General features: G+C 66.6%; 29 protein-coding genes and 1 pseudogene. 14 read left to right on the top strand and 16 right to left on the bottom strand.

Translation table 11 applies throughout. The annotated features are described in order from the left end of the window. Positions 1-77 precede the first annotated feature (77 nt). From FHR32_RS37700 to FHR32_RS37685, 4 genes are all read left to right on the top strand, one after another. A complete protein-coding gene (locus FHR32_RS37700; protein WP_184759254.1) occupies positions 78-1,763 on the top strand; it encodes a S8 family serine peptidase in 1,686 nt (561 codons plus the stop codon). Then, positions 1,760-2,236 (top strand): hypothetical protein, encoded by a 477-nt coding sequence (locus tag FHR32_RS37695; protein WP_184759253.1) that lies wholly within the window; start codon positions 1,760-1,762, stop codon positions 2,234-2,236. Before FHR32_RS37700 ends, FHR32_RS37695 begins: the two co-directional genes overlap by 4 nt. A gap of 120 nt (positions 2,237-2,356) precedes the next feature. Beyond that, positions 2,357-2,983 (top strand): hypothetical protein, encoded by a 627-nt coding sequence (locus tag FHR32_RS37690; protein WP_184759252.1) that lies wholly within the window; start codon positions 2,357-2,359, stop codon positions 2,981-2,983. Between the two features lie 193 nt (positions 2,984-3,176). Next, positions 3,177-3,500, top strand: a complete 324-nt coding sequence (locus tag FHR32_RS37685) for a putative quinol monooxygenase (protein ID WP_184759251.1) — start codon at positions 3,177-3,179, stop codon at positions 3,498-3,500. Between the two features lie 208 nt (positions 3,501-3,708). Here FHR32_RS37685 and FHR32_RS37680 read toward each other — a convergent pair whose 3' ends face one another. Together FHR32_RS37680 and FHR32_RS37675 are read right to left on the bottom strand one after the other, a co-directional pair. Beyond that, positions 3,709-4,137 (bottom strand): HIT family protein, encoded by a 429-nt coding sequence (locus FHR32_RS37680; RefSeq protein ID WP_184759250.1) that lies wholly within the window; start codon positions 4,135-4,137, stop codon positions 3,709-3,711. A 95-nt stretch (positions 4,138-4,232) separates the two neighbouring features. Further along, positions 4,233-5,969, bottom strand: a complete 1,737-nt coding sequence (locus FHR32_RS37675; RefSeq protein WP_184757321.1) for an IS1634 family transposase — start codon at positions 5,967-5,969, stop codon at positions 4,233-4,235. 233 nt (positions 5,970-6,202) lie between these two features. Between FHR32_RS37675 and FHR32_RS37670 the strand changes: the two genes are divergently transcribed. Continuing rightward, positions 6,203-6,721: a hypothetical protein gene (locus tag FHR32_RS37670; protein ID WP_184759249.1), complete on the top strand. Its 519-nt coding sequence runs from the start codon at positions 6,203-6,205 to the stop codon at positions 6,719-6,721. Between the two features lie 669 nt (positions 6,722-7,390). Here the strand turns inward: FHR32_RS37670 and FHR32_RS37665 are convergent. The 3 genes from FHR32_RS37665 to FHR32_RS37655 all read right to left on the bottom strand — a co-directional run bounded on the left by FHR32_RS37665 (position 7,391) and on the right by FHR32_RS37655 (position 10,263). Beyond that, entirely contained in the window at positions 7,391-7,831 is a 441-nt protein-coding gene (locus FHR32_RS37665) for a hypothetical protein (RefSeq protein ID WP_184759248.1), read from the bottom strand. A gap of 123 nt (positions 7,832-7,954) precedes the next feature. After that, positions 7,955-9,601: a helix-turn-helix domain-containing protein gene (locus FHR32_RS37660; RefSeq protein WP_184759247.1), complete on the bottom strand. Its 1,647-nt coding sequence runs from the start codon at positions 9,599-9,601 to the stop codon at positions 7,955-7,957. Between the two features lie 110 nt (positions 9,602-9,711). Beyond that, entirely contained in the window at positions 9,712-10,263 is a 552-nt protein-coding gene (locus FHR32_RS37655) for a transposase (RefSeq protein WP_221466769.1), read from the bottom strand. Positions 10,264-10,413: 150 nt separating this feature from the next. Here FHR32_RS37655 and FHR32_RS37650 point away from each other — a divergent pair, with 150 nt between their 5' ends. Next, positions 10,414-10,722 (top strand): hypothetical protein, encoded by a 309-nt coding sequence (locus FHR32_RS37650; RefSeq protein WP_184759246.1) that lies wholly within the window; start codon positions 10,414-10,416, stop codon positions 10,720-10,722. 255 nt (positions 10,723-10,977) lie between these two features. On the opposite strand, the gene FHR32_RS37645 is transcribed toward FHR32_RS37650, so the two are convergent. Both FHR32_RS37645 and FHR32_RS45380 read right to left on the bottom strand, forming a co-directional pair. Then, positions 10,978-11,532 (bottom strand): class I SAM-dependent methyltransferase, encoded by a 555-nt coding sequence (locus tag FHR32_RS37645; protein WP_221466767.1) that lies wholly within the window; start codon positions 11,530-11,532, stop codon positions 10,978-10,980. Between the two features lie 62 nt (positions 11,533-11,594). Beyond that, positions 11,595-12,074, bottom strand: a complete 480-nt coding sequence (locus FHR32_RS45380; RefSeq protein ID WP_184759244.1) for a MarR family winged helix-turn-helix transcriptional regulator — start codon at positions 12,072-12,074, stop codon at positions 11,595-11,597. Between the two features lie 59 nt (positions 12,075-12,133). Between FHR32_RS45380 and FHR32_RS37635 the strand changes: the two genes are divergently transcribed. Beyond that, positions 12,134-12,319: a hypothetical protein gene (locus FHR32_RS37635; protein ID WP_184759243.1), complete on the top strand. Its 186-nt coding sequence runs from the start codon at positions 12,134-12,136 to the stop codon at positions 12,317-12,319. After that, positions 12,316-12,543: a hypothetical protein gene (locus tag FHR32_RS37630; RefSeq protein ID WP_221466766.1), complete on the top strand. Its 228-nt coding sequence runs from the start codon at positions 12,316-12,318 to the stop codon at positions 12,541-12,543. Before FHR32_RS37635 ends, FHR32_RS37630 begins: the two co-directional genes overlap by 4 nt. A 166-nt stretch (positions 12,544-12,709) precedes the next feature. Here FHR32_RS37630 and FHR32_RS37625 read toward each other — a convergent pair whose 3' ends face one another. Next, positions 12,710-14,014, bottom strand: coding sequence for an ISAs1 family transposase (locus FHR32_RS37625; RefSeq protein WP_184752030.1), 1,305 nt, complete (start codon positions 14,012-14,014; stop codon positions 12,710-12,712). A 308-nt stretch (positions 14,015-14,322) separates the two neighbouring features. Next, on the bottom strand, positions 14,323-15,105 hold the full coding sequence (locus tag FHR32_RS37620) for an alpha/beta hydrolase family protein (RefSeq protein ID WP_184759242.1): 783 nt from the start codon (positions 15,103-15,105) through the stop codon (positions 14,323-14,325). 133 nt (positions 15,106-15,238) lie between these two features. On the opposite strand from FHR32_RS37620, the gene FHR32_RS37615 reads away from it, so the two are divergent. Beyond that, positions 15,239-16,054 carry an HARBI1 family protein gene (locus FHR32_RS37615; protein WP_184757841.1) on the top strand — a complete coding sequence of 272 codons (816 nt, stop codon included), beginning with the start codon at positions 15,239-15,241 and terminating at the stop codon, positions 16,052-16,054. Positions 16,055-16,222: 168 nt separating this feature from the next. Here the strand turns inward: FHR32_RS37615 and FHR32_RS37610 are convergent, their stop codons facing one another. The 3 genes from FHR32_RS37610 to FHR32_RS37600 are packed head-to-tail and all read right to left on the bottom strand — an operon-like array spanning position 16,223 to position 17,829. Then, positions 16,223-17,134: an IS3 family transposase gene (locus FHR32_RS37610; RefSeq protein WP_184759241.1), complete on the bottom strand. Its 912-nt coding sequence runs from the start codon at positions 17,132-17,134 to the stop codon at positions 16,223-16,225. Further along, positions 17,101-17,388, bottom strand: a complete 288-nt coding sequence (locus FHR32_RS37605; RefSeq protein WP_184755296.1) for a transposase — start codon at positions 17,386-17,388, stop codon at positions 17,101-17,103. The genes FHR32_RS37610 and FHR32_RS37605 overlap by 34 nt, the downstream gene beginning before the upstream one ends. 30 nt (positions 17,389-17,418) lie before the next feature. Further along, a complete protein-coding gene (locus FHR32_RS37600) occupies positions 17,419-17,829 on the bottom strand; it encodes a hypothetical protein (RefSeq protein ID WP_184759240.1) in 411 nt (136 codons plus the stop codon). 479 nt (positions 17,830-18,308) lie between these two features. On the opposite strand from FHR32_RS37600, the gene FHR32_RS43615 reads away from it, so the two are divergent. The 3 genes from FHR32_RS43615 to tnpC all read left to right on the top strand — a co-directional run bounded on the left by FHR32_RS43615 (position 18,309) and on the right by tnpC (position 20,601). Continuing rightward, positions 18,309-18,545: a hypothetical protein gene (locus tag FHR32_RS43615; protein WP_221466765.1), complete on the top strand. Its 237-nt coding sequence runs from the start codon at positions 18,309-18,311 to the stop codon at positions 18,543-18,545. Between the two features lie 4 nt (positions 18,546-18,549). Beyond that, positions 18,550-18,819, top strand: a complete 270-nt coding sequence (locus tag FHR32_RS37585; protein WP_184759239.1) for a DUF6191 domain-containing protein — start codon at positions 18,550-18,552, stop codon at positions 18,817-18,819. Between the two features lie 201 nt (positions 18,820-19,020). Further along, positions 19,021-20,601 carry an IS66 family transposase gene (tnpC, locus tag FHR32_RS37580; RefSeq protein ID WP_184759238.1) on the top strand — a complete coding sequence of 527 codons (1,581 nt, stop codon included), beginning with the start codon at positions 19,021-19,023 and terminating at the stop codon, positions 20,599-20,601. 179 nt (positions 20,602-20,780) lie between these two features. On the opposite strand, the gene FHR32_RS37575 is transcribed toward tnpC, so the two are convergent. The 3 genes from FHR32_RS37575 to FHR32_RS37565 all read right to left on the bottom strand — a co-directional run bounded on the left by FHR32_RS37575 (position 20,781) and on the right by FHR32_RS37565 (position 23,612). Continuing rightward, positions 20,781-21,035: a hypothetical protein gene (locus tag FHR32_RS37575; RefSeq protein WP_246466180.1), complete on the bottom strand. Its 255-nt coding sequence runs from the start codon at positions 21,033-21,035 to the stop codon at positions 20,781-20,783. A 240-nt stretch (positions 21,036-21,275) separates the two neighbouring features. Continuing rightward, positions 21,276-22,529: an IS256 family transposase gene (locus FHR32_RS37570; protein WP_184759237.1), complete on the bottom strand. Its 1,254-nt coding sequence runs from the start codon at positions 22,527-22,529 to the stop codon at positions 21,276-21,278. A gap of 177 nt (positions 22,530-22,706) precedes the next feature. After that, a complete protein-coding gene (locus tag FHR32_RS37565; RefSeq protein ID WP_184759236.1) occupies positions 22,707-23,612 on the bottom strand; it encodes a helix-turn-helix transcriptional regulator in 906 nt (301 codons plus the stop codon). A gap of 172 nt (positions 23,613-23,784) precedes the next feature. Between FHR32_RS37565 and FHR32_RS37560 the strand changes: the two genes are divergently transcribed. Further along, positions 23,785-24,765: an aldo/keto reductase gene (locus FHR32_RS37560; RefSeq protein ID WP_184759235.1), complete on the top strand. Its 981-nt coding sequence runs from the start codon at positions 23,785-23,787 to the stop codon at positions 24,763-24,765. A 12-nt stretch (positions 24,766-24,777) separates the two neighbouring features. Here the strand turns inward: FHR32_RS37560 and FHR32_RS46390 are convergent, their stop codons facing one another. Then, a complete protein-coding gene (locus tag FHR32_RS46390) occupies positions 24,778-24,912 on the bottom strand; it encodes a hypothetical protein (protein WP_281391180.1) in 135 nt (44 codons plus the stop codon). 302 nt (positions 24,913-25,214) lie between these two features. Between FHR32_RS46390 and FHR32_RS47815 the strand changes: the two are divergent. Further along, positions 25,215-25,496 (top strand): annotated as a pseudogene (locus FHR32_RS47815) (transposase); the annotation flags it as partial. Between the last annotated feature and the right edge of the window lie 447 nt (positions 25,497-25,943).

Below are 25,943 nucleotides of genomic sequence, written 5' to 3'. Positions count from 1 at the left end.
GCGTAGTGTTCCGCACCGCTTCCTGGTTGTGCAAGTCTCCGATCTTGATCCCCCCTTGATCTGCACCAGGAGCCTGAATGCGGTCCTCTCCCCGGCCGCTCCTCGCGGCGGCGGCAGCCGCCCTCGTCATGGCCTGTCTCACACCAGGGCTCTCCGAAACCGCCCGAGCCGAGGTCGCTCCAGCGGCAGAAGCCGCCGGCCAGGCGGCACCGGCCACGGCCGACGCGAGCACCGGCCCGGCTTCCGGCACCGTCACCCTCATCACCGGGGACCAGGTGACCTTGGACATGCTGCCCGACGGCTCACCGGGCGTGGTCTTCCGGCCGGGAAAGGGCCGCGACGGCATGCCGTTCACACAGTCGGTCGAGGACGGCAAGGTCTCGGTCGTCCCGTTCGACGCGCAGCGGCTCCTCGGCACGGGAGCGCTCGACCCGGCCCTGTTCAACGTCTCCGAACTGCTCGCCAACTGGAGCACGGGCTCCGGCACGCTGCCGCTGATCGTGAGCTATCCCTCCCCCACGGGCGTCAAGGAGGGCGCGGACGACCTGCGTGCGGACGGCGCCCAGGTGCAGCGCGCGCTGCCGTCGGTCAACGCCGTCGCGGCCGCGGTGGCGCACCAGAAGACGGCGGAGTTCTGGAAGGGCGTCAACCCCACGGCCCCGGCCCAGGCCGAGCGGCTGGCAGACGGGATCGCGAAGATCTCTCTGGACGGCACGGCCCGGCCGCTCGACGTCGAGAGCGTCAAGCAGATCCATGCGTCCGCCGCCTGGCGGCGCGGGCTCACCGGCGCGGGCGTGAAGGTCGCGGTGCTCGACACCGGGATCGACGCGGCGCATCCGGACCTCGCCGGCAAGCTCGGCGAGACCCGCGACTTCACCCAGAGCCCCACGGGCGTCGCCGACACGGTGGGCCATGGCACGCACGTCGCGGGGATCATCGCCGACTCGGGCCCGCAGCCGGGCGTCGCCCCGGGAACCACGCTGCTGATCGGCAGGGTCTGCAACAACTCCGGCTGTCCCAACTCCGCCATCATCGCGGGCATGGAGTGGGCGGCCGCGTCCGGCGCCAAAGTGGTGAACCTCAGTCTGGGCGGCGCCTACACCGACGGCACCGACCCGATGTCGCAGGCGCTGAACACGCTCACCGACAAGTACGGCACGCTCTTCGTCGTGGCTTCCGGCAACGCGGGCCGTGACCGTACGGTCAGCGCGCCCGGCAGCGCCGATGCTGCGCTCACCGTGGGCAGCGTCACCAAGGACGGCCAGCTCAGCTACTTCTCCAGCCGTGGTCCCAGGGTCGGCGACGACGCGGTCAAGCCGGAGATCTCCGCGCCCGGTTACGCCATCGCCGCCGCGCGGGCCGCGGGCACCAGCATGGGACTGCCGCTCGACGACCGCTACACGCTGGCCAACGGCACCTCGATGGCCACGCCGCACGTGACGGGAGCGGCCGCGATCCTCGCCGCCCAGCACCCCGACTGGCCGCCGGCCCGGCTCAAGGCCGCGCTCGTCAGCACGGCCGAGCCCATCGACGACGCCACGGTGTTCGAGCAGGGCGCGGGGGTCGTGGATCTGGACCGGGCGACCCGCCAGCAGGTCCGCGCCGAGCCCGCCACACTCAAGCTCGGCACCGCCCCCACCGGCACGATCACCTATCGCAACGACGGTGACCGGCCCGTGAAGCTGAAGCTCGGTGTGCCGCCCGGCAGGACGTCGTCAGGACCGCCGTCTCCGCCTCCTCGACACCGGTCACCCACCAGGTGACCGTCAACACGATCGACAGGGACGGCGTGACCAACGGCACGACGTACGGCTTCGTCGTCTACCTCGCCCGGCACGAGACCGGCCAGTACTACGGCGGCGGCACTTTCGGCACGTCGATGCGGGGCGCGCTGCCAGAGGGCAGGTACACGGCTTTCTCCTGGATCCCGACCAGGAATCCCGCGCGTGAACCGTGGATCCCCTCATTCACCCTCGTCGCCCAGACCGTAAACCTTGACGGGGACGGCGAGGTGACGCTGGACGCGCGTAACGGCGTGAAGATCGCCGCCACCCTGAACGGCACGGAGGCGGACGGAATGACCGGCACGGCGCTCGGCCTGGCCGGGACCGGCACGGCGTACGCGGCCCAAACGGTCGAGGGCTACGTCGCCCCGGCCGAGCCCATCAGGGCCGACGAGCTGAGCCTGCCGGGCACCCTCACGTCCTACTTCCACGGAACCGGCCCTGTCGGCTGATCCTCGGTCGTCTACCAAACCTCGCCGGGGCTGGCGCAGCTTCAGAACCAGACGAGGCGGGAGTACGCCGGAGGCCGGGAGTACACGGAGCCGTGGCTCTCCGGCGTGTTCGGCCCGGCGGTGAGCTCCACCACGGCCAACCGCCAGGGCAATCTCATCACCGCGTCTCTGCCGCTGCTGTCGGATCCGACCCCAGGTCACTATGCCCACGCGACATGGGGCGGCGGCACTGGAAAGACCGAGCTCTACCGGAACGGCAAGATCTTCTCGGGTGGGCTCTCCCCGAACGGCGGCGGCTTCCAGGTGCCGGCTGACCGCTCTCATTACCGGCTGGCGATGTCCGCGACCCGCCAGGCGGACGTCTCCACCAAGGTCGAGGCCGTGTGGGAGTTCGACTCGAAAACCACGCGCGACGCCACCGCACTGCCGCTGCTCGCCGTCCGCTTCTCTCCCCGGCTCGACGGGGACGGCTCCGCGCCCGCGGGCGGCGTGTTCCAGATCCCGTTCCTGGTCGACAGGACCGCCACGGCGAGCCGAATCCGCAAGGTCGACGTCGAGGCATCCTTCGATGACGGCACGACATGGACAAAGGCGGAGGTCAGGCTGCTCGATGACGGTGGCGTCGTGACGGTCCGGCATCCCAGCCTGGCCGACTCCTCCGGGTACGTGTCGTTGCGGACGAGCGCCAGGGACGTACACGACAACACCGTGAACCAGAACATCCTGCACGCCTACAGGCTGCGATAGGAAGTCCCGATCGAGGGCGTTCCCGCCGTAGCGGCCGGGAACGCCCTCAGGGCGAGTGACGCCGCCGCCGGGGAGTACGCAAGTACTCCTTGACCATGCTCTCGCTTATCTTGGTCGTGGCGCCGCATGCCCGTCCCATCCGGCGCCCGCACGCGGAGAACACCCACCCCAGCACAGCGGAAGAAACCAACTCATGATCTTCATCGCCGTCAAGTTCACCATCCGTCCCGAGCGGAGCGAGGAATGGCTCTCGCTCGTTGACGACTTCACCCGGGCCACCCGGCAGGAGCCGGGTAACGTCTTCTTCGAATGGTCCAGGAGCGTCGACACGCCCAACCAGTTCGTCCTGCTCGAGGCGTTCGCCTCATCCGCAGCAGGTGAGGCCCACGTGGGCTCCGAGCACTTCACGACCGCCATGGCGTGGATGCCTGACGTGATCGCGAAGACGCCGGAGATCATCAACGTCGAGGTGCCCGGCGAAGGCTGGTCGCAAATGGCGGAACTGACCCCGGCCTAGTAGTGCTTCGTTAGGCGGTTAGGGCGGTCCTTGCCGGCAAGTGGGGCATCGGCCGGTCCAGGTGGCCAGCAGGGCCTGCAGCTCTTTGAGGGTGCAGCGAACGTCTCCAGTCGCCGACGGATATGAACGAGCTGTTCGGGGGTCACGCCCGCATCGAACCACCACCCGGCCGACCCGACCAGCCACAACAGGCTGGCCTAACAAAGCACTACCTGGCATCCAGGGCGTGCCGTATTGTCGCGGCCAGGGCGGCGGCCTCTTCGGACGTGTGCTCGATGATCCCGTTCTCCGCCATGAGCGCGTGGTACTGCTGTTGTTCATATGGGACGCCAGGTGGCAGGGCCGCGATGTGCCAGTGCAGGTGGGTGTTTCCCTGCTGGCTGCCCAAGGACAACAGGTACGTTCGCTCGCAGGGCACGCTTGCCTCCAACGCGAGAGCGACTCGGCGCACCACCCGCATCACCGCTATGAACTGGTCCTCATCAAGATCTCGGACGACGTGCTCGACGTGGGCTTTGGGTGCCACGAGGATGTATCCAGGCAAAGCGGCAAAGCGCGCAAGAAACCCGATGTGTGTGCCGTCGTCATAGACGATCTCTTCCCCGGGTTCGACAGATGATTGTTCTACTAGGGGCATCAATGCCTGCCTGAACAGCGGAAACGCCTAGGGCGCGCCGGAAGGGCGTGTCACTAGGCGTGCAGGTGGTCGCGAGGCGGGACTCGGGCCGGCGGTCAGTCGGCGACGGCCAGATCGAGGATTTTCTTGGGCGCGGGGACGTCGAGGGCGATGAACAGGTCGCGCTGGGGCTTGGTGAGCTCGGTGGACTGGCGGAAGGCGCCCGAGGGGCCGGTGTAGGCGATGACGTGCAGGCGCTGCAGTTCGGCGCGCAGCGTGGTCCAGGTCTGGCCGGTGGCGTTCTCGGCGACGCGGATCAGCAGCAGGGCGAGCCAGCAGAGCAGGACATGGGCGCGGATGCGGTCTTCGCGGCGGTGGTAGACGGGCCGCAGGTCGATGATCGATTTCATGTCGCGCCAGCCTCGTTCCACCTGCAGGAGTTGCTTGTATCCAAGCGCGACATCCTCGGGGCTCAGGCTGGGGTCGCTGCAGCGCAGCAGGTACTTGCCGTCCAGGTTCGTCTCGCGTTCGATCTTCGCGCGGTCGACGCGGAGTAGTCCACCGGGCGTCTGGCGTAGGAAACGGTGCAGGCCTGGCTTGGTGGAGATGACTCCGGCGAGCTCGGCTCGTTTGGTGCGGCTAAGGGTGTCGGTGCCGTCGATCATCTCGGTCAGCTGGGAGATGAGTTGCTCACGGACGGCGGCATCGCGGACGGCCTGATCGGGGTTATAGCAGATGATGAAGCGGTCAGCCGATCCGATCTTCACCTCTTTGACCTGCAGGTTGTCGGCGACGGTGGCATAGCGGCCCTGCCGGGACAGGGCCGTCTTGGCCTCGGCGGTGCCCGAGCGGAGCTTCTCGCCGATGATGTAGCCGGTGCCCCCTTGCATCAGAGCCTTGCGGTTCGTGGCGGAGGAGAAGCCTCGATCGGCCACGTAGATGACCTTGGACAGCGTCCATTCGCGCAGGTCGTCGCGGACCTGGCGGATGAGGGCCGAATCGCCGGTAGCGCCCGGCCAGGACCAGACCCGCACCGGAATGCCGTCGCGGGTCACCGCCATGCCGACCACGACCTGCGGGAGATCAGGCCGTGAGTCCTTGCTCTTGCCGTAGGAGCGGAACCCGCGCAGCTTCACCTTCTCCCCGGCGCCGTCTGGGTTGTCGTCGCCGGTGGCGGACGGGCCGGCGGGCTGGTCGAGGAGGCGGCCTCGCTCGTCGCGAGCGACGGGCTCATCGGCCTGATCGGTCTCGAAATACGTGCTGGTCGTATCGAAGAAGATCAAGTCGACTTCGAGGTTCAGCAGGTCGGTGACCTGGAAGTACACGTCCTTGGCCAGGACGGGTTCGATCTCGGCCAGCCAGTCCATTGCCCGGTGGCAGGCCTGCTCGTCGATGACGGTCAGGCCGTCGATGTGCACGTCGGAGTTGATCCACTCGGTCGCGGCCGGCTTGGACGACGGCGCGAGCGCCCGGTTGGCGACCAGCGCGAACAGCGTCCGCTCGGCTCGGGCGTCCATCCGCCGCCCGGCCAGCAGCCGCTTCATCGTGGCGTCGATGCCCAGCCGTCGCCACAGCCCGTCGAGCATGTGGGTGCCGCCCAGCGGGCGTGCCTCCAGGAATTCCAGTCCCGCCGGGGCGCTCAACACTGCGGCACGGTCCGGATCGAGCAGTCGGCCTAGCGACACGACCAGCCGCTCGATCGCGGCCCGGTCCAACTGGTCGGCGCGGCCGAAGGAGTGCAGCACCTTGGTCCGGGACCGCTGCGCGTCGGCGTCCCACTCGTTGTGGGCCAGTTGGAGGTAGCGGATCTCCTGGCCGTCCTTGGTCCGCCGGGTCGCAGTCTTCACGTACATGCCACTAGACGATACCGCTATATCCCCGCGTAAATAGCCATCTTAGAGCGAAAGCGTGTCACTAGGCGATTTCGTTGTTTCCGCTAGCCGTGCGGCCTGTGACCTGCACGTACAGATCCATAATGTCCCCGAAAGCCCGATGATCTGTCGAACCCGGGTGGAAGGGCCTGCATCAAAAGCTCACCCGCACCGGTCGCTGGGCCGGTCACCCCGCCGATGAGCGGCTGCCCATCGTGCGCGGTACCGTCCTGCAGATCGTCGTGGACCGGCTGCCCGACGGCCGCAAGCCCACCAAAGATCTCTGGCTGTGGCATGCCGGGCCCGTCGAGGTCGATCTGGATCTGGTGGATCTGCTGTGGAAGGCCTACCTGCGTCGCTTCGACCAAGAGCATTTCCACCGGTTCGCCAAGGTCTACCTGGGTATGGCCCGCGCCCACCTTTCCTCCGCGCAGGCCACCGACCGCTGGATGCATCTGATCATGGCCGCCTACGCCCAACTCCGGCTGGCCAGCCCGCACGTCGATGACCTGCGCCGCCCCTGGCATCCACGCCCCGAACCGGGAAGGCCGCTCAGCCCGTACCGGGTCCGCCTCGGCTTTCGCCGTCTCCGTGCGAAATTGGGGACGCCCGCCGGCTCACCGAAACTCACCCGACCCGGACCCGGACGCCCAAAAGGATCAAGGAACCGGCCGAAGGACAAGCGTCCGCCCTACCGAAAGACCGTAACGACCGGCAACGAACACCGAGAGTGACGTTAAATCGCAAGCTAAGTGGTCTGCGCCGTAAATCCTTCGGGGGTTATGTGGCGGCATCCTTGTGGGCCGGCTCGGCCTGCAGCGCCTCTACCTGGCGCCGCAGCCGGTCGATCTCGGCCTGCTCACTGCTCTTACGCGGGCGTTTACCGGTCTTGGCCAGCCCGTCCAGCGCCCCGGCATCGGCCGCTCGCCGCCACTCGACCAGGTGCGAGGAGTACAGGCCCCTCGCGGCGCAGCAGCGCGCCTCGCGCGCCCGGCTCGGTCAGCGCGTCGTACTCGGTGAGGACCGCCTGCTTGTATTCGGGCGTGAACGTTCGAAGTCGCGGCCGATCCGCGCGGTCCCTCGTTCTTGCCGGCGCCCACCACTCCATCATGGACGATCGTCGCTTCCGAGTGGTCGGTCAGCATCGTGCTCACGGTTCGTTGACATCCTTACTCGCCCTCAAACGTGCCCGCCGCGCGAGCCTGCTCCAACGCGGTGGCCCCGGGCAAGGCGCCGGGCTTGTGGGCCAGCGTCTCCAGATAGTGATCCAGCTCCAAGCGGATCCCACCCTTGGCGAGTGGCGCCTTCGGCCCAGCGCTGGCCACCCTCCTGATCACGTGACGCCGCGTGAACGGGAGGCGAGGCACCCGGCGCGCCGGGTGCCTCGCCTCCGTATACTGCGGCTATTCCTTCTTCCACTTGCCGCATTTGACGTCGCCGGTACGGTACTTGACGCACGCCCGGACACCGTGTCCAGGATTGGACAGGTACTGGACCCCCGCGAAGTAGGTGCCGTCCCCTTGCGAGACCACCGTCTTCGGTCCGCAGATCCGCCCGTCGGTGCGCTCCAGGTAGATCTTCATTCCCTTCCACTTGGTCGTTACCGTGGCAGCGTTCTTGTCCGAGATACGAAGCTGTGAATGCTTCACCTTGGTCGATCCGAACGTAAAGCTGTAGGGAGAGCCGAAGGTGTAGAGGTAATCCGGATACCACGGTCCTGATGCACACTTGCTCGCCGCGGCGAACTCTCGATCTTCTGTCATTTCAGCATGTGCCGCGGGCCCAACGGACAGTGCGACGACCGAAGCCAAAGCCGTGACAGCGGCCGACCCCCATCGGTTCATGCCAACCACCCCTTGCCGTGTTCGGCACCGCAGTTGCGATGCCTCCACCACCGTCTCCGGCAGCGGCCACGAGTGACAAGCGGTTCATCGTCCCGTGTCGTGGTGGGACATCTGTACACGCGACTACCAGCCATTTCGTCCCGAGCGCGGGACGGCATCATCGGCCCGATGCGTGATCAGCAAGGGCGTCTCGGTCACCCGAATCGAGTCGCCGGGTCGCAGCGCTGTGGTCGTGCCGTCGATGCCGGTGAGTGATTCGACACCGGGGCCCGCAGCGGTGTCCGCCGTACCCGTATGGGTCCAGCGGACGATCAATCGGCGGTCCGCCTCGTCGATGAACTCACACTGCCACGCGTTGCCGGGCAATCCTGCGGGAAGCCCCTGCCCGCAGGATTGCAGCCGGGTCCCGACCAGCCACCGCTGGAGCGTCTCCACCGCGAGTCCCGCCCCGGTCGGCGGGGTCCCCTCCGCCTGCAGCACCAGCGGTAGCCGGCCGGATCCCCAGTTGTAGAAATACATCCGCGCCAGGCCGAATTCTCTGCCGTAGAGCCCGGCGAGATAGAAACGCATCGCGTAGTCGACGGAGCGTCGCCGATCGAGCGAGCCCTGCAGCGGGATGTCATACGTGGTGCCCGTATTCCACAGCGCGGGATGGACGCCGGCCGCGTGCATGGTGCTGTCAATCTCGGTGAGCAGCCGCACGAGTGTCTCCGGCGGGTCGGCGGCGTGGCGCTGGTGCAGCTTCACGCCGGCGGCGTCGCAGTGCTCATAGCCTCCCAGCTCGGCGAACCTGCGCAGGATGTCACGCCCCTTGGCCTGCCACAGATGTCCCATGGAGGGGCACACGATGACGGCGTCGGGGTCGGCGGAACGCACAATCGTCGCTGCCCTTCGCGTCATCTCCGCCAGAGTGTCGACCGACCCAGAGTAGAACCTCGGGTCGGTGGCATAGGCCCACAACTCGTATGCGTCCAGCCTGCCCCGATATCGCTCGACGAGAGCACGGACGAATCGGTCCCAGTCGGCCAGGTCGTCCGGCGGCGCGGTTCGCGAACCGTCAGGGTAGGCGCCTTTCGGCGAGTTCGGTGCTGCCCACTGCGGCGTACCGCCCAGCACGAACAGCGCGGGCAGGCCCGCGTGCCGCGCACCGTCGACCAGCCTGTCGAGCGTGGCCCAATCGAAGCGGTCCCGCTGCGGCTGCAGGTTCGCCCAGCGCGTGTGGCTGTCCCACAACCGCACGCTGCCGACCCTGAACGACGGCATCGCGCCGGTGGTGCTGTTCATCGTCACGCCGAACAGTGCCGAGGGCACCGGATCCGGATCCGTCACCCAGGAGAGAGCGGCAATCGGTTCGGTGGACGCGACACCAGTCGTGTCCGGCGCGCTCGAATGGACCAGAAGGAACGTGAGTACGACAAGCGCGGCGAGCGCTCCGACCGTCAACCGTCTGTGGCGCCGACCGGCCTGTGGCCTGCTTGCCCTTACGGCGGGCGGGTCCTTCGTCGGTCGCGACGGCTGCGGAGATTTCCCGGTCGAGCACCGCCACCGGCGTAGCAGGTCGTTCAGCTCCTCGCCGGAGGCGCCGCATGCCTGACCGATCTTCGCCACCAGTTGGTAGTCCGGCGGGTTGCCACGCCCGGTGCAGTAGCGATGCAGCGCGGAGCTACTGGTGTAGGTCCGCCGGGCCAACTCCGCATAGCTCAGGCCGCTGCGCTGCTTCAACTCCGACAAGAGCCCGGCAAGGTCATCCCGTTGCCGCTCCACGGCCATGCCGATGCCCCCCGTGACTAGCGCCCCCGTGACAGGCTGCCACGATATGTCCCATCATGAAGCCGAAACGGCGGACTAGCTAATGTCCTGCGCCGTAAATCCTTCGGGGGTTATGCGGCAGGGTCCAGCACGGCTGGCTGATGGTCGCAGTCATCGTGCTGCTGGAGGTTCGGCTCCTTCTGTTCGTGTCGCTCGATCCGGGCCAGCAGGTCCTCGAGGGCGGCCGGGGTGAACTTCCATCTGAACGGCCGGGCGGTCGCGTTGTAACGCCACTCGAAGGCGATGAGCCGGTCTTCGACCTGGTCAAGGCTGGTGAAGTCGTTGGGCGTGACAACTTTGCGCTGCACGATGGAGAAGAAGATCTCTATCTGGTTCAACCAGGATGCGTATACGGGCGTGTGCACCATGACGGCGTTGGAGAACCGCTTGGTCAGCCGGTCGGCGGCGGCTTTGCCGCGGTGGGAGGAGCCGTTGTCGACGACCCAGAACACCCGGCGTGCGGAGGCGTACGGCTCGGTGGTCATGACCTGCTCGACCAGGTCCATGAACGGCACGATGCCGGTCTTGGCCGCGCAGTGTCCGAATACGCGGGCGCGGTGGACGTCGTAGGCGGCCAGGTAAGCCAGTGCGCCGCCTCGTTCGTAGGTGTGGTTGACCCGCATCGTCCGGGCGGCTCCTGGTGGCAGGGTGGGGTGGCAGCGGCAGCGGGCCTTGATCTCGGCCCGGGGGATCTTCGCGATGATCCGCTCGACAATGCCCTGAGATGCGTCGATGGTGGGCCAATGACACGCCGGAGGGGCATGATGTGCCTCATGCCCGCGATCCCCGAGTCGACCAAGACCTCCCTGGCGCAGCGGCTTCGTGCGCACGCCAAGGACGCCTGGCCTCAGCTGGCCGCTGTCCATGTGCGCTACCGCGCGTCCTTCGGCTACGTCGAGGGGGAGTTGGCCGACGGTGAGATGCAGCCGCTGATGCGGCTGCGCTACGGAGGCTCAGCCCACCGCTGGGGCCTTGCCATCTATTCGGCCGGCAAGGACGGCCATGAGGAGCAGATCTGGTTCACCGGCAGCCCGCAAGAGGCCCTCGACCTCGTCTGTGACATCTACGTCACGAACGCCTGACCGCTGAGCCAGCCCGGCACATGATCAGCTTCCAGGTCAACCCCAACACCGCCCGGTCCTACGCCACGGCGCTGCGCGCCCTGGTCGCGAGGTTCGGCCCTTTCACGCCGGTGACCGCGCTGGTATCCCGTTAGGGGATCGGGTTATGCAACACCCGATTATCTTGTTGCCGGCGCCTTCTACACATCGGGGGTGTGGCCGGCTGTCGGTCTGCGCGGTCCTTGTCGTGTCCATGAGGCCGCGGGTCCGCTCGGGTCAGTGATGCTTTCGGGCATGGACGCGTTCGATCGCGCCCATGGTCAGCCGCTCGTTCTCCTCGATGGTGACCCCGAGTCCACGCAGCTTGGTGACGGGTCGGCGGGTGTAGTGCTCGCCCTGCAGGGGGACGCTGACCAGGTCCACCGCGTGCTGGAGTACACGAAGCGGCCAGAAGGAGGCGGCGACATGGTCGGTGAGCAGCAGACGCCCTCCGGGCCGCAGCACGCGGAGCGCCTCGATGAGGGCGGCACGTTCGTCGGGAATGCAGCACAGGGCGAAGGTGCTGACGACAGTGTCGAACGTCTCCGAAGGGAACGGCAGGGCGGTGGCGTCGGCCTGGTGGAGCGTGACGCGCCGGTGGATCCGGTCCCCCTGGCCGCGTGCGACGAGGAGCATGGCAGGGCTCCAGTCGATCCCGGTCAGGTCGACCTCGTCGGGATAGTGGGAGAGGTTGGCCCCGGTGCCGATGGCGATCTCCAGGGTGGCGCCGCGGGCCCGGCCGCAGACCCAGCGTCGGCTGTCGGCGAAGAACCGGCGTTCGACCGCAGCCATTCTCGTGTCATAGGTGGGTGCTTGCCGGTCCCAGTAGCGGACAAGTGTCCCGGTGGACCGAGTCATAGCACTGAGGCCTTGGGTGTGTCGGCGCCGTGAGGTGAGGAGGCGCCGAGGATGTCGGCGAGGGCGGACTTGACGTCCTGGAGCCGGTCGCGTCCGACAATGTCGCCCCAGCGGACATCCATGTCGGCGAAGAAGGTGGTGGCGACCTCAGCGGCGTGGGTCCCACGGTCGGCGTAGACGACGATGCGGCCGCGGCCGTCCGAGGGATCGGGGACACGTCGGACGTAGTCGCATCGTTCCAGGTAACCCACGAGTTCGCTCATCGCCTGAGGGGTCATCCCGGCTCGACGGGCCAGCTCGCTGGGCCGGGTGCCGTCGCAGTCCATGAACCGGAAGACGTTGAGGCAGTGGGTGGGGCGCAGGTCCCCATGACCGGTCTCGACGAGGTGGTGGAGCAGGTCGTCCATGACCAGGTTCAACGCCTGGCTGATGAGCTGTGGCAGGTACGGCACCCCACTTGCAGGTTCTTCGGGCACTTTATAACCTCACCTTATAAGGTTCCTTGAATACTTTTATTGTAGCCGAACGGAGCGCCATGACCAAGCACAACCCGTCCGACGTGGTACCCGTCCAGGACTTCACCATCGCCATCTCCCACCCCGACCTTGACGACCTAGACCGGGGTTCGGCCGCCGCCCGTCGCCCTCCAGGTGCGGCGCCGGCTACGGGGCCCCTGGCCAACGCCCGGGCTCGCACCGAGCACTGGGTGGTGTGGCCGTGACATGGCGCAAGACCGCGAGGGTGGTCGCGGGAATGCTCCTGATCCTGCCGGGACTGTTGTGGATCCTTCAGGGGGCCGACCTGGTACGGCTAGGGCCCATCCTGTGCGTCGCGGAATGTCAACCCATCACCGGTGGGTCACTCGGCTGGTTCGCCACCGGCGTGGTCACCTTGATTGCTGGACTCGGAGTGGCGGGTGTCCTGCGGCGACGACGTGAACCGTGACTGACCTGCCCTGAGCATCGGCCTCGCTCGCCGGGGGGTGTCTCTCCAAGTGTGTAAGGAGTGATACCCCCCGGCAATGACTACGAGGCGCTACTAAATGCTGGCCGGCGGCCACGGCCCCGGCATGTTGAGGATTTGAGTGTGGCTGGTCCGATTGATACCGCGTTCACAGGGTGAACAGCGTGAGGAGTCGTTGTGGGACGTGGGTGTAATGCCTGCGGGCGTGCGCGATGTTGACATGACCGCGTTGACGAAACGTACTGATGACCAGGTTGCGTAGGGTGGCCAGGACGTGAGGCAGCTGTCCGGTTCTGGCCTGGCAGTCGTCCTCGTGGAAGGTGCGATCTCGGACGTAGTGCTCGGAATTTTCCACGCTCCAGTGCTGGCGAACGTAGGTGCTCAGATGCGCGGGACCGGCCACGTCCGGGGGCGCGTTGGTGATCCCGTAGGCCACCTCTTTGCTGGTGCCGTGGCCGTCCAGGTCGGCGACGTGTCGCACGATCCGGAAGAGCTGTGCGGCGTGCGGGAAGTCCAGACCGATGGCGAGCGCGGTGCGGATGGTGCGGCTTTCGATGCGGCCGTGGCCTCGGTCGGCCTCGGTGTGCCCGGTGCCGGCCCGCTCGTGGTCTGCATCCGTTCCAGGGGCGAGCCGGGCCTGGGCCGCGGCCAGGAGACTGGGCTGGTTCTCCTTGAGGACAAGCACGTAGTAGCAGCCGAAGTCCTCGCTGATCTGCCGGGCGCTTTCGCGGGCGGTGTGCAACGCATCCGCGGTGATAACGGCCACGTCGCTGCCGCACAAGGCGTCGGCCAGCAGGGGCGCGAGCTCGGGCACCTCGTTGGTTTTGTCGGCGATCTGCCGCTGACCCAGCACCACGCCACGGCGGTGATGCAGCAACGACAGCAGTTGCGGTGCGCTCGCCTGCCCATGGCCCGCGCCGCGCACGGTCTTGCCGTCAGCCGCGCCTGCCTCCAGCATCCCCGCAGGCCGAGGACGCTCCCGCGTCCGCTGAGCGGCCCGGCGCCCCTCACGCTCACAGCCCTGACCGACGCGGAGCTCGGCGGGAATTTCCCGGCCATCGCCCCCGTCCCGCTCTCCGGCCCGTTCCCCGTGGCCCGGTGCCGACAGATCGCGGACGTCGTGGCCGCCGGCCAGGTAGGAGCAGGTCTGCCGGTCCAGCTCGTCCCCGTCGGTCTGGGCCAGGACCCGGCGCAGGGTGCGTTCGCTGGGCGGATAGTGCCGACCGGTGAACGGATCGCGCCTGCACCCCAGCCCGGCCAAGATCTCCTGCGGGGCATCATCGGCCCAGTGGCTGATCGCGGTCACCGTGTCCCCTCCCACCGTCGCCGTACCGAACGCGGCCACCGCCAAAATCGACTCCAGGGAATGCAGCGTGTTGTAGACGGCCCGTTTGTCACAGATAACCCGGAATCGCGCCCTCAGCCCGCCCTCACCACCACGACCGGATGGCACGTCATGACCCAAGCCGGCACCTCGGGCGGGGCTGGTCGGCGATGATAGGGCGGCAGCGGGCACGATTCCCCCTGGAGATCGGTTGGTGTGAGAACCCCGATCTTGGGGAGTCGTGCCCCCTCTCATGCCCGGATTGGGGCAGAGATTACCGGCCGCGAAGGTCGGCACCGGTCACACGCAAAGAATCAAACCCGATCAAATCCTCAACATGCCGGGGCCGTGGGCCGGCGGCGGTCTTCTCGTGACCCGGTCGCGGAGGTCGCGGAGCTGGCCTTGAAGTGAGCGTGAGCTGGGAACGTCCCCGATCATCAACGTTCGAAAATCATCTCGGGGTAGCGCCCGGAGGGCCTGTCCAGGAGCCGCTGATGGTGATGGTCGAGCTGTTCGATGAAGAACGCGAGGAGGTATTTTCGCTCGATGGTGACGGCGCGTTCCGGGGCGAGCGTCCCGAACAGCGCTTGTCGTGTGGCCGGTGGGGTGTTGAGTTGGGGGGCGAAGGTTTCGAAGTCGGTGAAGGCTAGGTGGCCGGTACCGCGAAGCCTGAGCCAGCGGCTCCAGCCGGTCAGATGCGGCCACAGGGTGGTCAGGTTCTCTTCGGTCATGGGATGGCCCGCCGAGGAGTTGCCGCTGATGACCATGAAGGGGGTGTTCAGCCCGGCGGTGGCGACACGGTCGCTGACGCCTCCGTCCAATCCTGCTCCCGCGGTGATGCGGTGGTCTTGCAGCATGGTCTCGGCGGTGGCCTCAGCACCGTGGGAGTGGCCGAACATCCCTACCCGGGCCAGGTTGAGGGTGTGACGGAAGGCGGGCAGACGCTGGTGATCGACATCGGGATTGTTACCGGTGTTCAGCCGGGCGATTTGGTCGAGCACGAATCTGGCGTCAGCGGTGCGTACCAGAGTCTCCTGGTCCGCGCTGTCAGGCGGGATGGACTGGGCGACTTCGACCCTGCCCCCGGGGAACTCGACCTGCCCCGAATCGTGGGTGTGGTCGATGCCCGCCACGACGAATCCATGACTGGCCAGATCCTCCGCGAGGCTCGTCAGTGAGACGTTGTCAGCAACGGTCGATGACCGTGTGTAGCCGATCACGGCGGGCGTGGGAGTGATCAAGTAGAGAAAAGCGTGAAGCCCCTGGTAGGGGTGGGTCTTGTCGAAGGATCCACCGCACCGCACACAAGGGCTTCACGTGACCTCCAGTATCACCTACACAGCCGAGTTGGACATGCCGCGCGAGGTTGTGCTGTTTCTGGCCGGGCTGTTGCGCGCCGAGCGGGTACGGCGCCGCACCCGCGCGGGCACTCGGGCGCTGGGCGAGTTCAAGCAGGCCGTTCTGATCATCCGCTGGCTGGTGGACGGCGCTCGGATCGCCCGGCCGGCCGCCGATAACGCCATCTCGCACGCGACCTGCGATCGGTACGTCGAAGAAGGGGTCACCGTATTGAAGGCCCAGGCGCCGACGCTACAGGAGGCGCTCACGGCGGCGAAGGCCGCCGGCTACACCCACCTGCATCTGGATGGCACGCTGATCGAAACCGACCGCTGCCGCGCCCTGGGCCCGAACGGCGCCGACCTGTGGTGGAGTGGAAAACACAAGCAGCACGGCGGCAACATTCAGGTCCTGTCCAGCCCCGGCGGCGACCCGCTGTGGACTTCTGAGGTACGGCCCGGCCGTGAACACGATCTCACCTGTGCCCGCCTGCACGGCCTCCTCGACCCGCTGGCCAAGGCCGCCGAGGACGGGCTGATCACGTTGGCCGACCTCGGCTACGTCGATGCGGGTATGGGGTTTCGCCTGCCGTACAAGAGGTCTCGGGGTGGCACACTCACCGACGATCAGATCCAGTACAACAAGGTCCACGGTGCGCTCCGAGCCCTCGCCGAACGAGCGAACGCCCAGCTCAAGATGCGGTTCAAGGCACTGCGGAACGTCAGCAAGTGCCCTTGGAAGATCGGCGGTATCGTCGCCGCGGCGCTCGTCCTCTTCCACCGGGAGCAAGCTCACAAGCAGCTGTCACCCAGCGTGAACGCCGGTTGCTGACAATGACTCAGTGACGAACGATTCATCCCATCACCTGGAGAGAACACGATGATCGGCCAGCCTGCCTTGCCCGGGCGAGCAACCGGCGCGCCTTGATAGGAATGCGTCCGCAGCTCATGAAAGGTGACGAGCCCCGCATTTTCCGGACACCGGAGTAAATGAATCATATCACGCCGCCGTGCTATTCGTCAGCCATTCATCGAGCACTTCGACGGGAGGTCTGTATCCCAACGCGGAGTGCAGCCTCCTGGAGTTGTAGAAGCCCTCGATGTACCGAATGACGGCACGACGCGCTTCCGCGCGGGTGGCGAACGACCGATGGTGCACCAGCTCGGTCTTCAGCTTTCCAAAGAACGATTCAGCCATCGCGTTGTCGAAACATATCCCGGTTCTCCCCACCGACCTCCGAATCCCGCGCCTTTCGAGTACCTGCCCGAACTCAGCCGAGGTGTAATGGCTTCCCCTGTCAGAATGGAATATCGCATCCACCGGAAGAGGAATGCGCTGCGCGGCCATCTCGATCGCCGCGCACACCAAACTCGCCGGATAGCGCATATCGATCGACCACCCGATAACCGACTTGGAGAAACAATCGACGACCGTGGCCAAGAACAGCGGCCCCTCGCCGGTGTCGATCTGTGTGATGTCGCCGACCATCTTGGCGCCGGGCGCCGACGCGGTGAAGTCCCGCCCGACCAGGTCAGCGATCGGATCGGCCTGCGCGTCGGCCACGGTGAGCCCACGACGCCGCTTGACCTGCACCGGAACCAGCCCCATCTGCCGCATGAGCCGGCGCACCAGCTCGTCGTCGACCACCTGGCCCGAGCGCAGCAGCTCAGCGTGCACCCGCCGGTAGCCGTAGGTACGGCCCGATTCGTCGAAGATTTCCTGAATTCTTTCCGCGAGCTCGCGTCGGCGTTGTTCGGTGACCGACGGCGGGCGATCCTTCCATTCGTAGTATCCCGAGGTCGACACATGGAGAAGACGGCACATCATGGCCACGGGAAAGTCGGCCTCCTCCGCACGGACGAGCGTGTACCGCTCGCTTACCGCTGCTCTTTCGCGAAGAAGGCGGCACATTTTTTTAGGAAGGCGTTCTCTTGTTCGAGCTCGGCGATCCGACGCTCCATCTCACGGACCCGCGCTCGCTCCGCGGCATCCCGCGCCTGCTCGGTGTTCCCCGACCGGCGACGCTTTTCCTTGCTCACCCAGTTCCGTACGGTCTCCCGTGAAACCCCGAAATCCTTCGCGGCCTGCCCGATCGTCACCTGATCGTCCAAGACAGCTTTGACGACTTCGTCCTTAAACTCCTGGGCGTAGTTCTTTCCTGCCACGTACCCGTTCCTTCCAGATCAGTCAGCACCCTACTGGGCACCGTGTCCGGAAGACTGGGGGCTCCTCAAGGTCCCGGCCGGCACCGATGTGCCCAGCGCTTGCGCCGTCTGCGCGTCCAACAGCCGCCCGGCCAGCGCAGGAATGTAGCGAGCTCGAGGAAACCCCGCGGTATGTGCGGCCGGATACCACAACTGCACCATCAGCTCTCGCAACGGATGCGAAGAGACCCAGGGATCGCGCCGGGCGCTGTCCACCAGATGGAGCGACACCGTGCCCACCTGATGTTGGCCAGCCGGGCTCGGCAGCGACAACATCGAATCAGCTGCCACGAGCTGGACCGGAGGGGAAGCCAAGACGGTCGCCGAGATCGGTCGGGATCCCGGAACCAAAGCGGCCACCATGGTCAAGACCGCCATCGCCATCCAAACAAGCCTGCGCATCGCCTACTCCTCTCACCGACAAGTCATCCGACCCGTGCAACGGATAGGAGCGGCCACCGATCACACTCAAGATCACATCGTTACTGTCACGTGATGTGAGGTGCTCAGGGACTGAGAGATGTGCGCGACTGCGCCATGGGTGTCCGGTCAGCCGAGGGCTTGGGCGACGTATATACCGCCGAGGACGACGGCGAGAGACGGCGCCTGTCGTGGGATCGACGGTGGACGGCGTAAACCAGGGCGGTCCCGACCGTGGTTGGCCGCCGAAGTAGCAACGTCAGAGAGCAGAGCAGTCGGCGCCGATGCGAAGCACCCGAAGCGCCTTTAGAGATTGGGGCCAGTAGTCGAAGCCCTGCCCCTGGACGACCGATTTGAGTCCGAGACTCGGCACTGACGCCCAGGATGCTCCGTTCCGGAAGGCATTCCACAATTCATGTTCCAGAAGCGCGTCACAACGATGAACTCGGTACGGTTCTATTATGGGAACCGATCACCACCTCAGCGCCGGCGTCACCCTGGGGTATGCCCGCGGTTCGACCACTCGTCAGTCCCTAGAGCGCCAACTCGATGCACTGACCGCTGCCACACCTCAGACCAGCGAGTACTCTCGCCTCCTCAAGGTGGGAGGCGCCTTCCTCGGCAAGATCGCCACCAAGACCGGCACCCCCAGGACCTCACTCCACTGCTACTTGGCCACCAGCGACCAGGCGGTGTGAGCACATGGAACTGGTGGCGTGTCTGCTGATCATCGTGGCCCTGCTTGAACGCCTGTGGAAGTGGGCAGCCGGGGTGAAGCGATCCGGCCGCTCCTTGGCGTCCCCCGGATTCGATGAGTTCACGGCCGCCTTCCAAAGCACGAAACGGATACAGCTGGAACAGCAGCAAGCAGAATCGATGCTCCGCGACGACGAAACGGACGGCGCACCACCGGCTGACCGCGCCGACCTCACCCGTGGCAAAGTCGTCATCAGTGTGCCGGATAAGAAATAGGCGGCGCGGCCCCGGTACAGCGGGCCGGATGGGCGCGGCTCGAACTGACCTAGGCCGAGCAAGATGGGGATGCCTTCGGCGCGCAAGCTCTCGACACTTCGGCGGGCCTCCACGGAGGTTGCAGGACTTCCCTCGGGTGTAGGCATTCAGAGGTTCGCGATCATGGTGTGAGCACCGCCCGCGCGGTGGGATGATCTTTGGGTGCCGAAGACCCCGGATCGCCGCCCGTCGTATGACGAGCTGGCCGCGTTGGTGGTCCGGCAGATGGCCACGATCGAGGCTCAGCGGGAGACGATCGCGCAGCTGGAAGCGACGGTTGAGCGGCTGACCGCGCGGGTCGCCGAGCTGGAACGCAGGCAGGGCCGCAACTCGGGGAACTCCTCGCTGCCGCCGTCCAGTGACACCTTCGTCCGGCCGGACAAAAAGCCGACGGCCAAGAGCGGGCGCAAACGGGGCCGCCAGCCCGGAGCACCGGGAAGCGGCCTGGCCATGGTCGATACCCCCGACGAGGTCGAAGACCACGTCCCGGCCGCCTGTGGCGGATGCGGGAAGGAGCTGTCGGCCACCGACAGCGTGGGCTATTCGCGCCGCCAGGTCCGCGACATTCCCCTGGCCACCGTCACGGTGACCGAGCACCGCGCGCATCGGTGCCGATGCGGCGGGTGCGGCCGCCTCACCAGCGCGGACATGCCCGAGACGGTGGCAGGCGCGCCATCGTCGTACGGGCCGAATCTGCGAGCACTGGCCGCCTATCTGCTGGTGTTCCAGCACGTGCCGGTGGAACGCTGCGCCCAGTTGATCGCTGACGTCACCGGAGCCCGGGTCTCGCCGGGCTGGGTGTCGTCGATCCTGGCCGAGGCCGCCACCCTGGTCGCCGACGGCATCAAGGTGATCCGCGCGCTCCTGACGCTGGCGCACGTGCTGCATGTCGATGAGACCACCACCCGGATCGGGGCCGGGCGGCGCTGGCTGCACGTGGCCTGCACGAACACCTTGACCCTGCTCGGTCTGGGCGAACGCTCCCGCCAGGGTGCCAACTCCCTCGGCATTCTGCCCGAGTTCCGCGGGGTGCTGGTGCACGACTCGCTGTCGCTCTACAACGGCTACCCGCACGCCAGGCATCAACTGTGCGGTGCCCACCTGGTCAGAGAGCTGACCGCCGCGGCAGAGGACCATCCCGGCCAGCGGTGGCCGGTACAGATCCGCTGGGCGCTGGCCGAGTTGAACAAGCAGGCCGTCAAGGCCCGTGAGAGTGGGTTGACCGAGATCCCGCCCGAGCGGTCGCGGATCTACCTCGAATCCTTCCACCACGGGATCGCGGTCGGGCTGTCGCTGCATCCCCGCGCGCCGGGACGGAAACAGGCCCCGGCCCGCAACCTGCTGGAACGCCTGCGAGACCGGGCGGCTGACGTGCTGCGCTTCGCCGACTTCCCCGGCTGGGTGCCGTTCACGAACAACACGGGCGAGCGCGCGCTCCGCCCGGTCAAGACCCAGGTGAAGATCTCCGGCTGCCATCAATCCGAAGACGGCGCCGCGCACTGGCTGACCGTCCGCTCCTACCTCGACAGTGCCCGCAAGCACGGGCTGAGTGCCTTCGAAGCGATCCACCGCGCCTTCACCGGCAACCTCTGGATGCCCCCCCGTCGCACTCAACGCCTGATCAGCGCGTATCACGCAGCGTCACAGAACCTTCTGATTGCTTACCCTCGGGTTGTGCTCGGGACCGTTGACCGCCGATCTTCGGACAAGTCCGTCTTTCCCCTGCCCGGTGGCCCTTTTTAGAGACTCAGCGAATCAACATTTCGTCAACAGAAGGAGGTGGAATGGGTGACATCGGACCCACCAACTTCCAATGACCCTCGCCCAAATCTGCCTTCTGACCTGGCTAACAGCAGAAGCCCGGAGTCACACACTCCCCCCCCACTCTGAGCAATTGTCAAATCCTGTGGATTGCGGGTGATTCACAGAGCTCGAAGCCATTGATCGAGGGCTGCGAAGTCTTCGTCGGCGAGTCCTCGGAATGACTCCACGTGGTGCAGGAGTGCCCGGCCGCTATGGTGCGTGGAGACCCAGTCTCGATCGGCGTCGGTGATCTCGTCGTCGACCCAGGCGAACGGGCGTCCGGCCGCCCAGTTCACCAGGGTCCGGGTCTTCCAGTGGAGCCCGAACCATTGGTCCTCGCGTTCATGCTCGTCGGATGGCTCCGGCCAGTTCACGACTGGCAGGCGTGGCAGCCCGATTCGGGGGGGCTATCTCGGCGTTCGCCTCGTCTTCCCAGGTTGTGGCCCAGACGAGATCGCAGGGCAGCGCCGCCAGTCGACGCCCCACCTCGGAGGGGAGCCGCGCCAAGTGCGAGTCCGGTGTAGTGACCCGCGGTGCGCGTTGCGGGTCCTCGCCGAACGGGAGAAGCGGCCCGTCGATGTCGAGGAAGAGCAGCGGGCGTTCCGTGTGGCCGGTCATGCGGCGGTGTCCTCGTCGCGCTCGACGAGGACACCGCGTTCGAAGCGGGCTCCGGCACGCACGAGAGCGACCAGGTGGGGCGCGTTGACCGAGCGCCAGCGTTGTTGGGCGGACTCGATGAGCTTGAACGTCATTGCCAGGGCCGCCGCGCGGGAACCGGCACCGCGGGTGACCTTGGTGCGCAGCCGGACGGTGGAGAATGTTGACTCAATCGGGTTCGTGGTGCGCAGGTGGATCCAGTGTTCGGCCGGGTAGTCGTAGAACGCCAGCAGCACGTCCGCGTCGTCGACGATCTTCTTGACGGCCTTGGGGAACTTCGCGCCGTACTGCCGCTCGAATGTCTTGATGGCCTTGGTGGCCTGGTCTTTGTCCTCGGCGTTGTAGATGTCTGCGATCGCGGCTTTGGCCGCCGGCTGCGCCGACTTCGGCATGGAATCCAAGACATTCGCAGTTTTGTGCACCCAGCAGCGCTGCTCCTTGGTCTCGGGGAACACCTCGCGCAGCGCCTTCCAGAAGCCCAGCGCCCCATCGCCGACGGCAAGGTGCGGGGCGCGCATCCCGCGCCGGGCGCAGTCACGCAGCAGATTCGCCCACGACTCCGACGACTCCCGATAACCCTCGTCCAGGGCTATCAGCTCCTTGCTGCCGTCAGCTCGGACGCCCACCAGGACCAGCACGCACGCCTTGGCCTGGTCCAACCTGACCTTCAGATGCACGCCGTCGGCCCAGACATAGACGAAGTCGGTCGCCGACAAGTCGCGCTTCTGGAACGCCTTGTGATCGTCGGTCCACTGCGACGTCGGCCTCGACACCGTCGCCGACGACAGCCCAGCGGCCGACCCGAGGAACTGCTCCAGGGCCGGGACGAAGTCGCCGGTGGACAGACCGTGCAGATACAGCAGCGGAAGCACCTCGGAGATCTTCGGGGTCTTGCGTGCCCAGGGTGGCAGGATCGCTGAAGAGAATCGCTTGCGCTCCCCGGTCTCGGCATCTACACGCTTGTCGTTCACCCGCGGTGCCTTGACCTGCACAGGCCTGGCCGAGGTTGCTATCGTCCGCTCGGCGTGGAACCCGTTGCGCACCACCAGACGGCGGCCGTCGGCGTCGCGAGCGTCGGCCAGTTCGGCCAAGTAGGAGTTGACCTCGGCCTCCAGCGCGGCGGCCAACATCCGCCGCGCTCCCTCCCGGACGATCTCATCGATCAAGGAACCATTCGACGTCGCGCCGTCGGCATTGACTACGGTAAGCATGGGCGTGCCCTCCCAGCCGACGCGCCAACGTCGGCCTACTCAGTGACCTTCGAATCGATCACTCGGGAGGGTACGCCCCCGAGCCGATCCACAGGTTCTGAGCATTGCTCGGTCGAGAAGCTGCTCCACTCTCGGTAGGGACTGAGGCGGTCGCGATGATGGACGATCGGCATGCTTTTAGGCGGAGGTGCCGGGCCACGGAGTGGGAGTGGGATGAGTCTCCGAATCGGAGATGTTGTTCTGGTTGATGGTCGCGGCCCAACTGGCCAGCAGGTTCAGGGCGTCGCGTGCGGGTGTGGCGGGTGCGGCGCTGTAGGCCATGATGGTCAGTCCGGTGTCGGCGGGTAGTTCCAGGGCGTCGTAGTCGAGGGTGAGTTCGCCGACGACGGGGTGGTGGAGGGTTTTGACGCCGGTGCGGTGCTGGCGGACGTTGTGGGTGGCCCAGCGGGTGCGGAATAGGTCGCTCTGGGTGGAGAGTTCTCCGACCAGGTCGGTCAGGGCTTTGTCGTGGGGGTCGCGTCCGGCTTCGGCCCGCAGGATCGCGACGGTGCCGGCGGCCATGCGTTCCCAGTCGAGGTAGTAGTCGGTAGCCGTGGGGTCCAGGAACATGAAGCGGGCTACGTTGGGCGGCCGGCGCGGGGCCGCGAGGATCGGGTTGATGAGGGCTTTACCGAGTTGGTTGGTGGCCAGGATGTCCAGGCGGCGGTTGCGTACGTAGGCCGGGGTGGTGGACATGGAGTCCAGGATGCGCTGGATGCTGGGGCGCACGTGGGGTTTGGGGGTGCGCGTAGGTGTCCGTGTTCTGTTGGCGGCGGCCAGGTCGAACAGGTGGGCGCGTTCGGCCTCGTCGAGCTGGAGGGCGCGAGAGAGGGCTTCTAGGACGCTATCGGAGACGCCGCGGGCATTGCCGCGTTCGAGTTTGATGTAGTAATCGGCGCTGACGCCGGCCAGTAGCGCGACCTCCTCGCGACGCAAACCAGTCACCCGGCGGTTTCCGCCGTTGGCGGGCAGGCCGGCCTGTGCGGGGGTGATTCTGGCGCGGCGGGAGGTGAGGAAGTCGTGGAACTCGGTGCGCGCGTCCATATCTACCACTGTAGGTCTACTTCTGCGTGCATGGGAGGTCCTGGCAGTACTTGCAACAGCAGGAACCCCATGGTGGGAAGCCATAGGCGGCAGTTCGTGCCACGGTGGGGAGTGCAGGCAGCCGCCTTCTGGAGCAAATACACAAGTCCACCTCACCGAGGAGAAGTAAGCCATGGAGTACACGCGGTTGGGAACGTCAGGGCTCAAGATCAGCCGGATCGCCTTGGGCTGTATGAGCTTCGGCGACCCCGCCAAGAGGACGACCTGGGCGCTCGACGACAACGCGGCCGAGCCGATCTTCCGCCAGGCTGTCGAGCTCGGCATCACGTTCTGGGACACCGCGAACATCTACAGCCTGGGCACCTCGGAGGAGATCGTCGGGCGGGCGCTGCGCAAGTACACCCAGCGTGAGGACATCGTTCTGGCCACCAAGTTGTGGGCGCCGATGCACCAGGGCCCGGGCGGGGCGGGGCTGTCCCGCAAGGCCATCATGGAGCAGATCGACGCCTCGCTGCGGCGCTTGGACACCGACTTCGTTGACCTCTACCAGATCCACCGCTTCGACCCGCAGACGCCGGTCGCGGAGACGATGGAGGCGCTGCACGATGTAGTCAAAGCAGGCAAGGCCCGCTATATCGGTGCTTCGTCGATGTGGGCCTGGCAGTTCGCCACCATGCAGCATGCCGCGCAGGCCCACGGGTGGACCCAGTTCGCCTCCATGCAGGACCAGTACAGCCTGATCCACCGCGAGGAGGAACGCGAGATGTTCGGCCTGCTCGCCTATCAGGGCGTGGGAAGCATCCCGTGGAGCCCTCTGGGTGGGGGAATGGTCACCCGACCCTGGGGCGAACGCTCCACGCAGCGCGCGGAGACCAACCGGAGGGTCGACCAGCAGGACCGGCCGATATTCTTCGACAGCGACCGGGCCATCGTCGAGGCCGTCCAGCGCATCGCCCTGGCACGTGGCGTGTCGATGGCGCAGGTTGCGATGGCCTGGGTGTTGAAAAACCCGGTGGTCTCCGCCCCGATCGTGGGCGCGACCAAGCCGTACCACCTCACCGACGCCGTCGCCGCGCTCGACATCAAGCTCACCGCTGAGGAGATCGACTCCCTCGAAGAACCCTACGTCACGCGCCTGCCCACGTTCTTCTAGCCCCGTCCCCCGTTATTGATTGCACAGCACGTGTCGGTCGGCGTAGATGATGTCGCGGGAGATGCCGACGGCACGGGCGAGGGCGCGGATGTTGCGCTCACCAGAGCGCCAGGCCACCGCGATCAGATTCCATTGGCACGATTTCATCGAGCTCCGAGAGCCGGTCCTTGAGGGGAGCGGCCCCATCCCACAACCCATATTGAGTGGATAAGGAATAACCCCACAGTTCCCTGAGCCCTCCATCGTCGTAATAGCTCCAGGACCTGGGCGTTCTCCGTACATGGCCCTCCACCCGGGTCGGCGTCACCAGGGGAAAAGTAGCGAGAAAGACGACCCTGCTGGTTAACTCGCGGCATGCGAACGGCCAGCCCGTGACATGGCCCGGTAGACCCTGACAACATGCCGTGCACGGTCGTCTCCTCATCGCGGCCGTGGATGGAGCACGCTGGATGTCGATGCAGCCGAAGGCCTGGCCCGAGCCTGACCCGCAGATCGCTCAGGCGATCAACGCGATCTACCGGGGAAAACGGCAGCGACCGCTACCGGTCCGGGTCCGTGACGAGCTCGGCGAGTTGTTCACCGACACCGAGTTCGCGGGTGCGTTCGGCGCCGAGGGCCGGCCGGGCTGGTCACCGGGACGGCTGGCGCTGATCACCGTGCTGCAGCGGGTGGAGAACCTGACCGACCGCCAGGCCGCCGAGGCCGTGCGCGCCGACCTGTCCTGGAAGTACGCGTTCGTGCGCCACGAGGCGCCACCGTTCCGGATGGGGGTGGAAGACCCCCGTCTCCGGATTGTCGCAGCAGTTCGGTGAAGCTGAGGGCAGCTCGATCGTGGAGACGCACGGGAGAGTGGCAAGCGGCCCTGACAACGACGGGACGCACCGGGACTGCCAGACGGTGCGGGTCCGGCAAGCGAGATGAGATGCCGTACGCGAGGAACCAGCGTCTGAAGCTCCGTAACATTTCCACCGGCTCGAATCTGGCGGATCTGGGCCGGGATGCAGTGCACGCCGCCGGAAGCTCGGCGGCGACTTCGAAGCCGGTTAAGTGCGACGGTGAGGAGGCCACGCCGAAGGTCTGCGGCGTAGGTGTGGCGATGCTGCCGGGGTACAGCTGGGCGGCGTGCTCGTCGACCGGGTGGTGGTGAACGTGGGAAGCGGTCTGGTGCCGCCCACCCT

The organism is Streptosporangium album (genome assembly GCF_014203795.1).
GTDB classification, from domain to species: Bacteria; Actinomycetota; Actinomycetes; order Streptosporangiales; family Streptosporangiaceae; genus Streptosporangium; species Streptosporangium album.
Note: the sequence above shows the minus strand (reverse complement) of the source record. Positions and strands in the feature narration are given on the sequence as shown.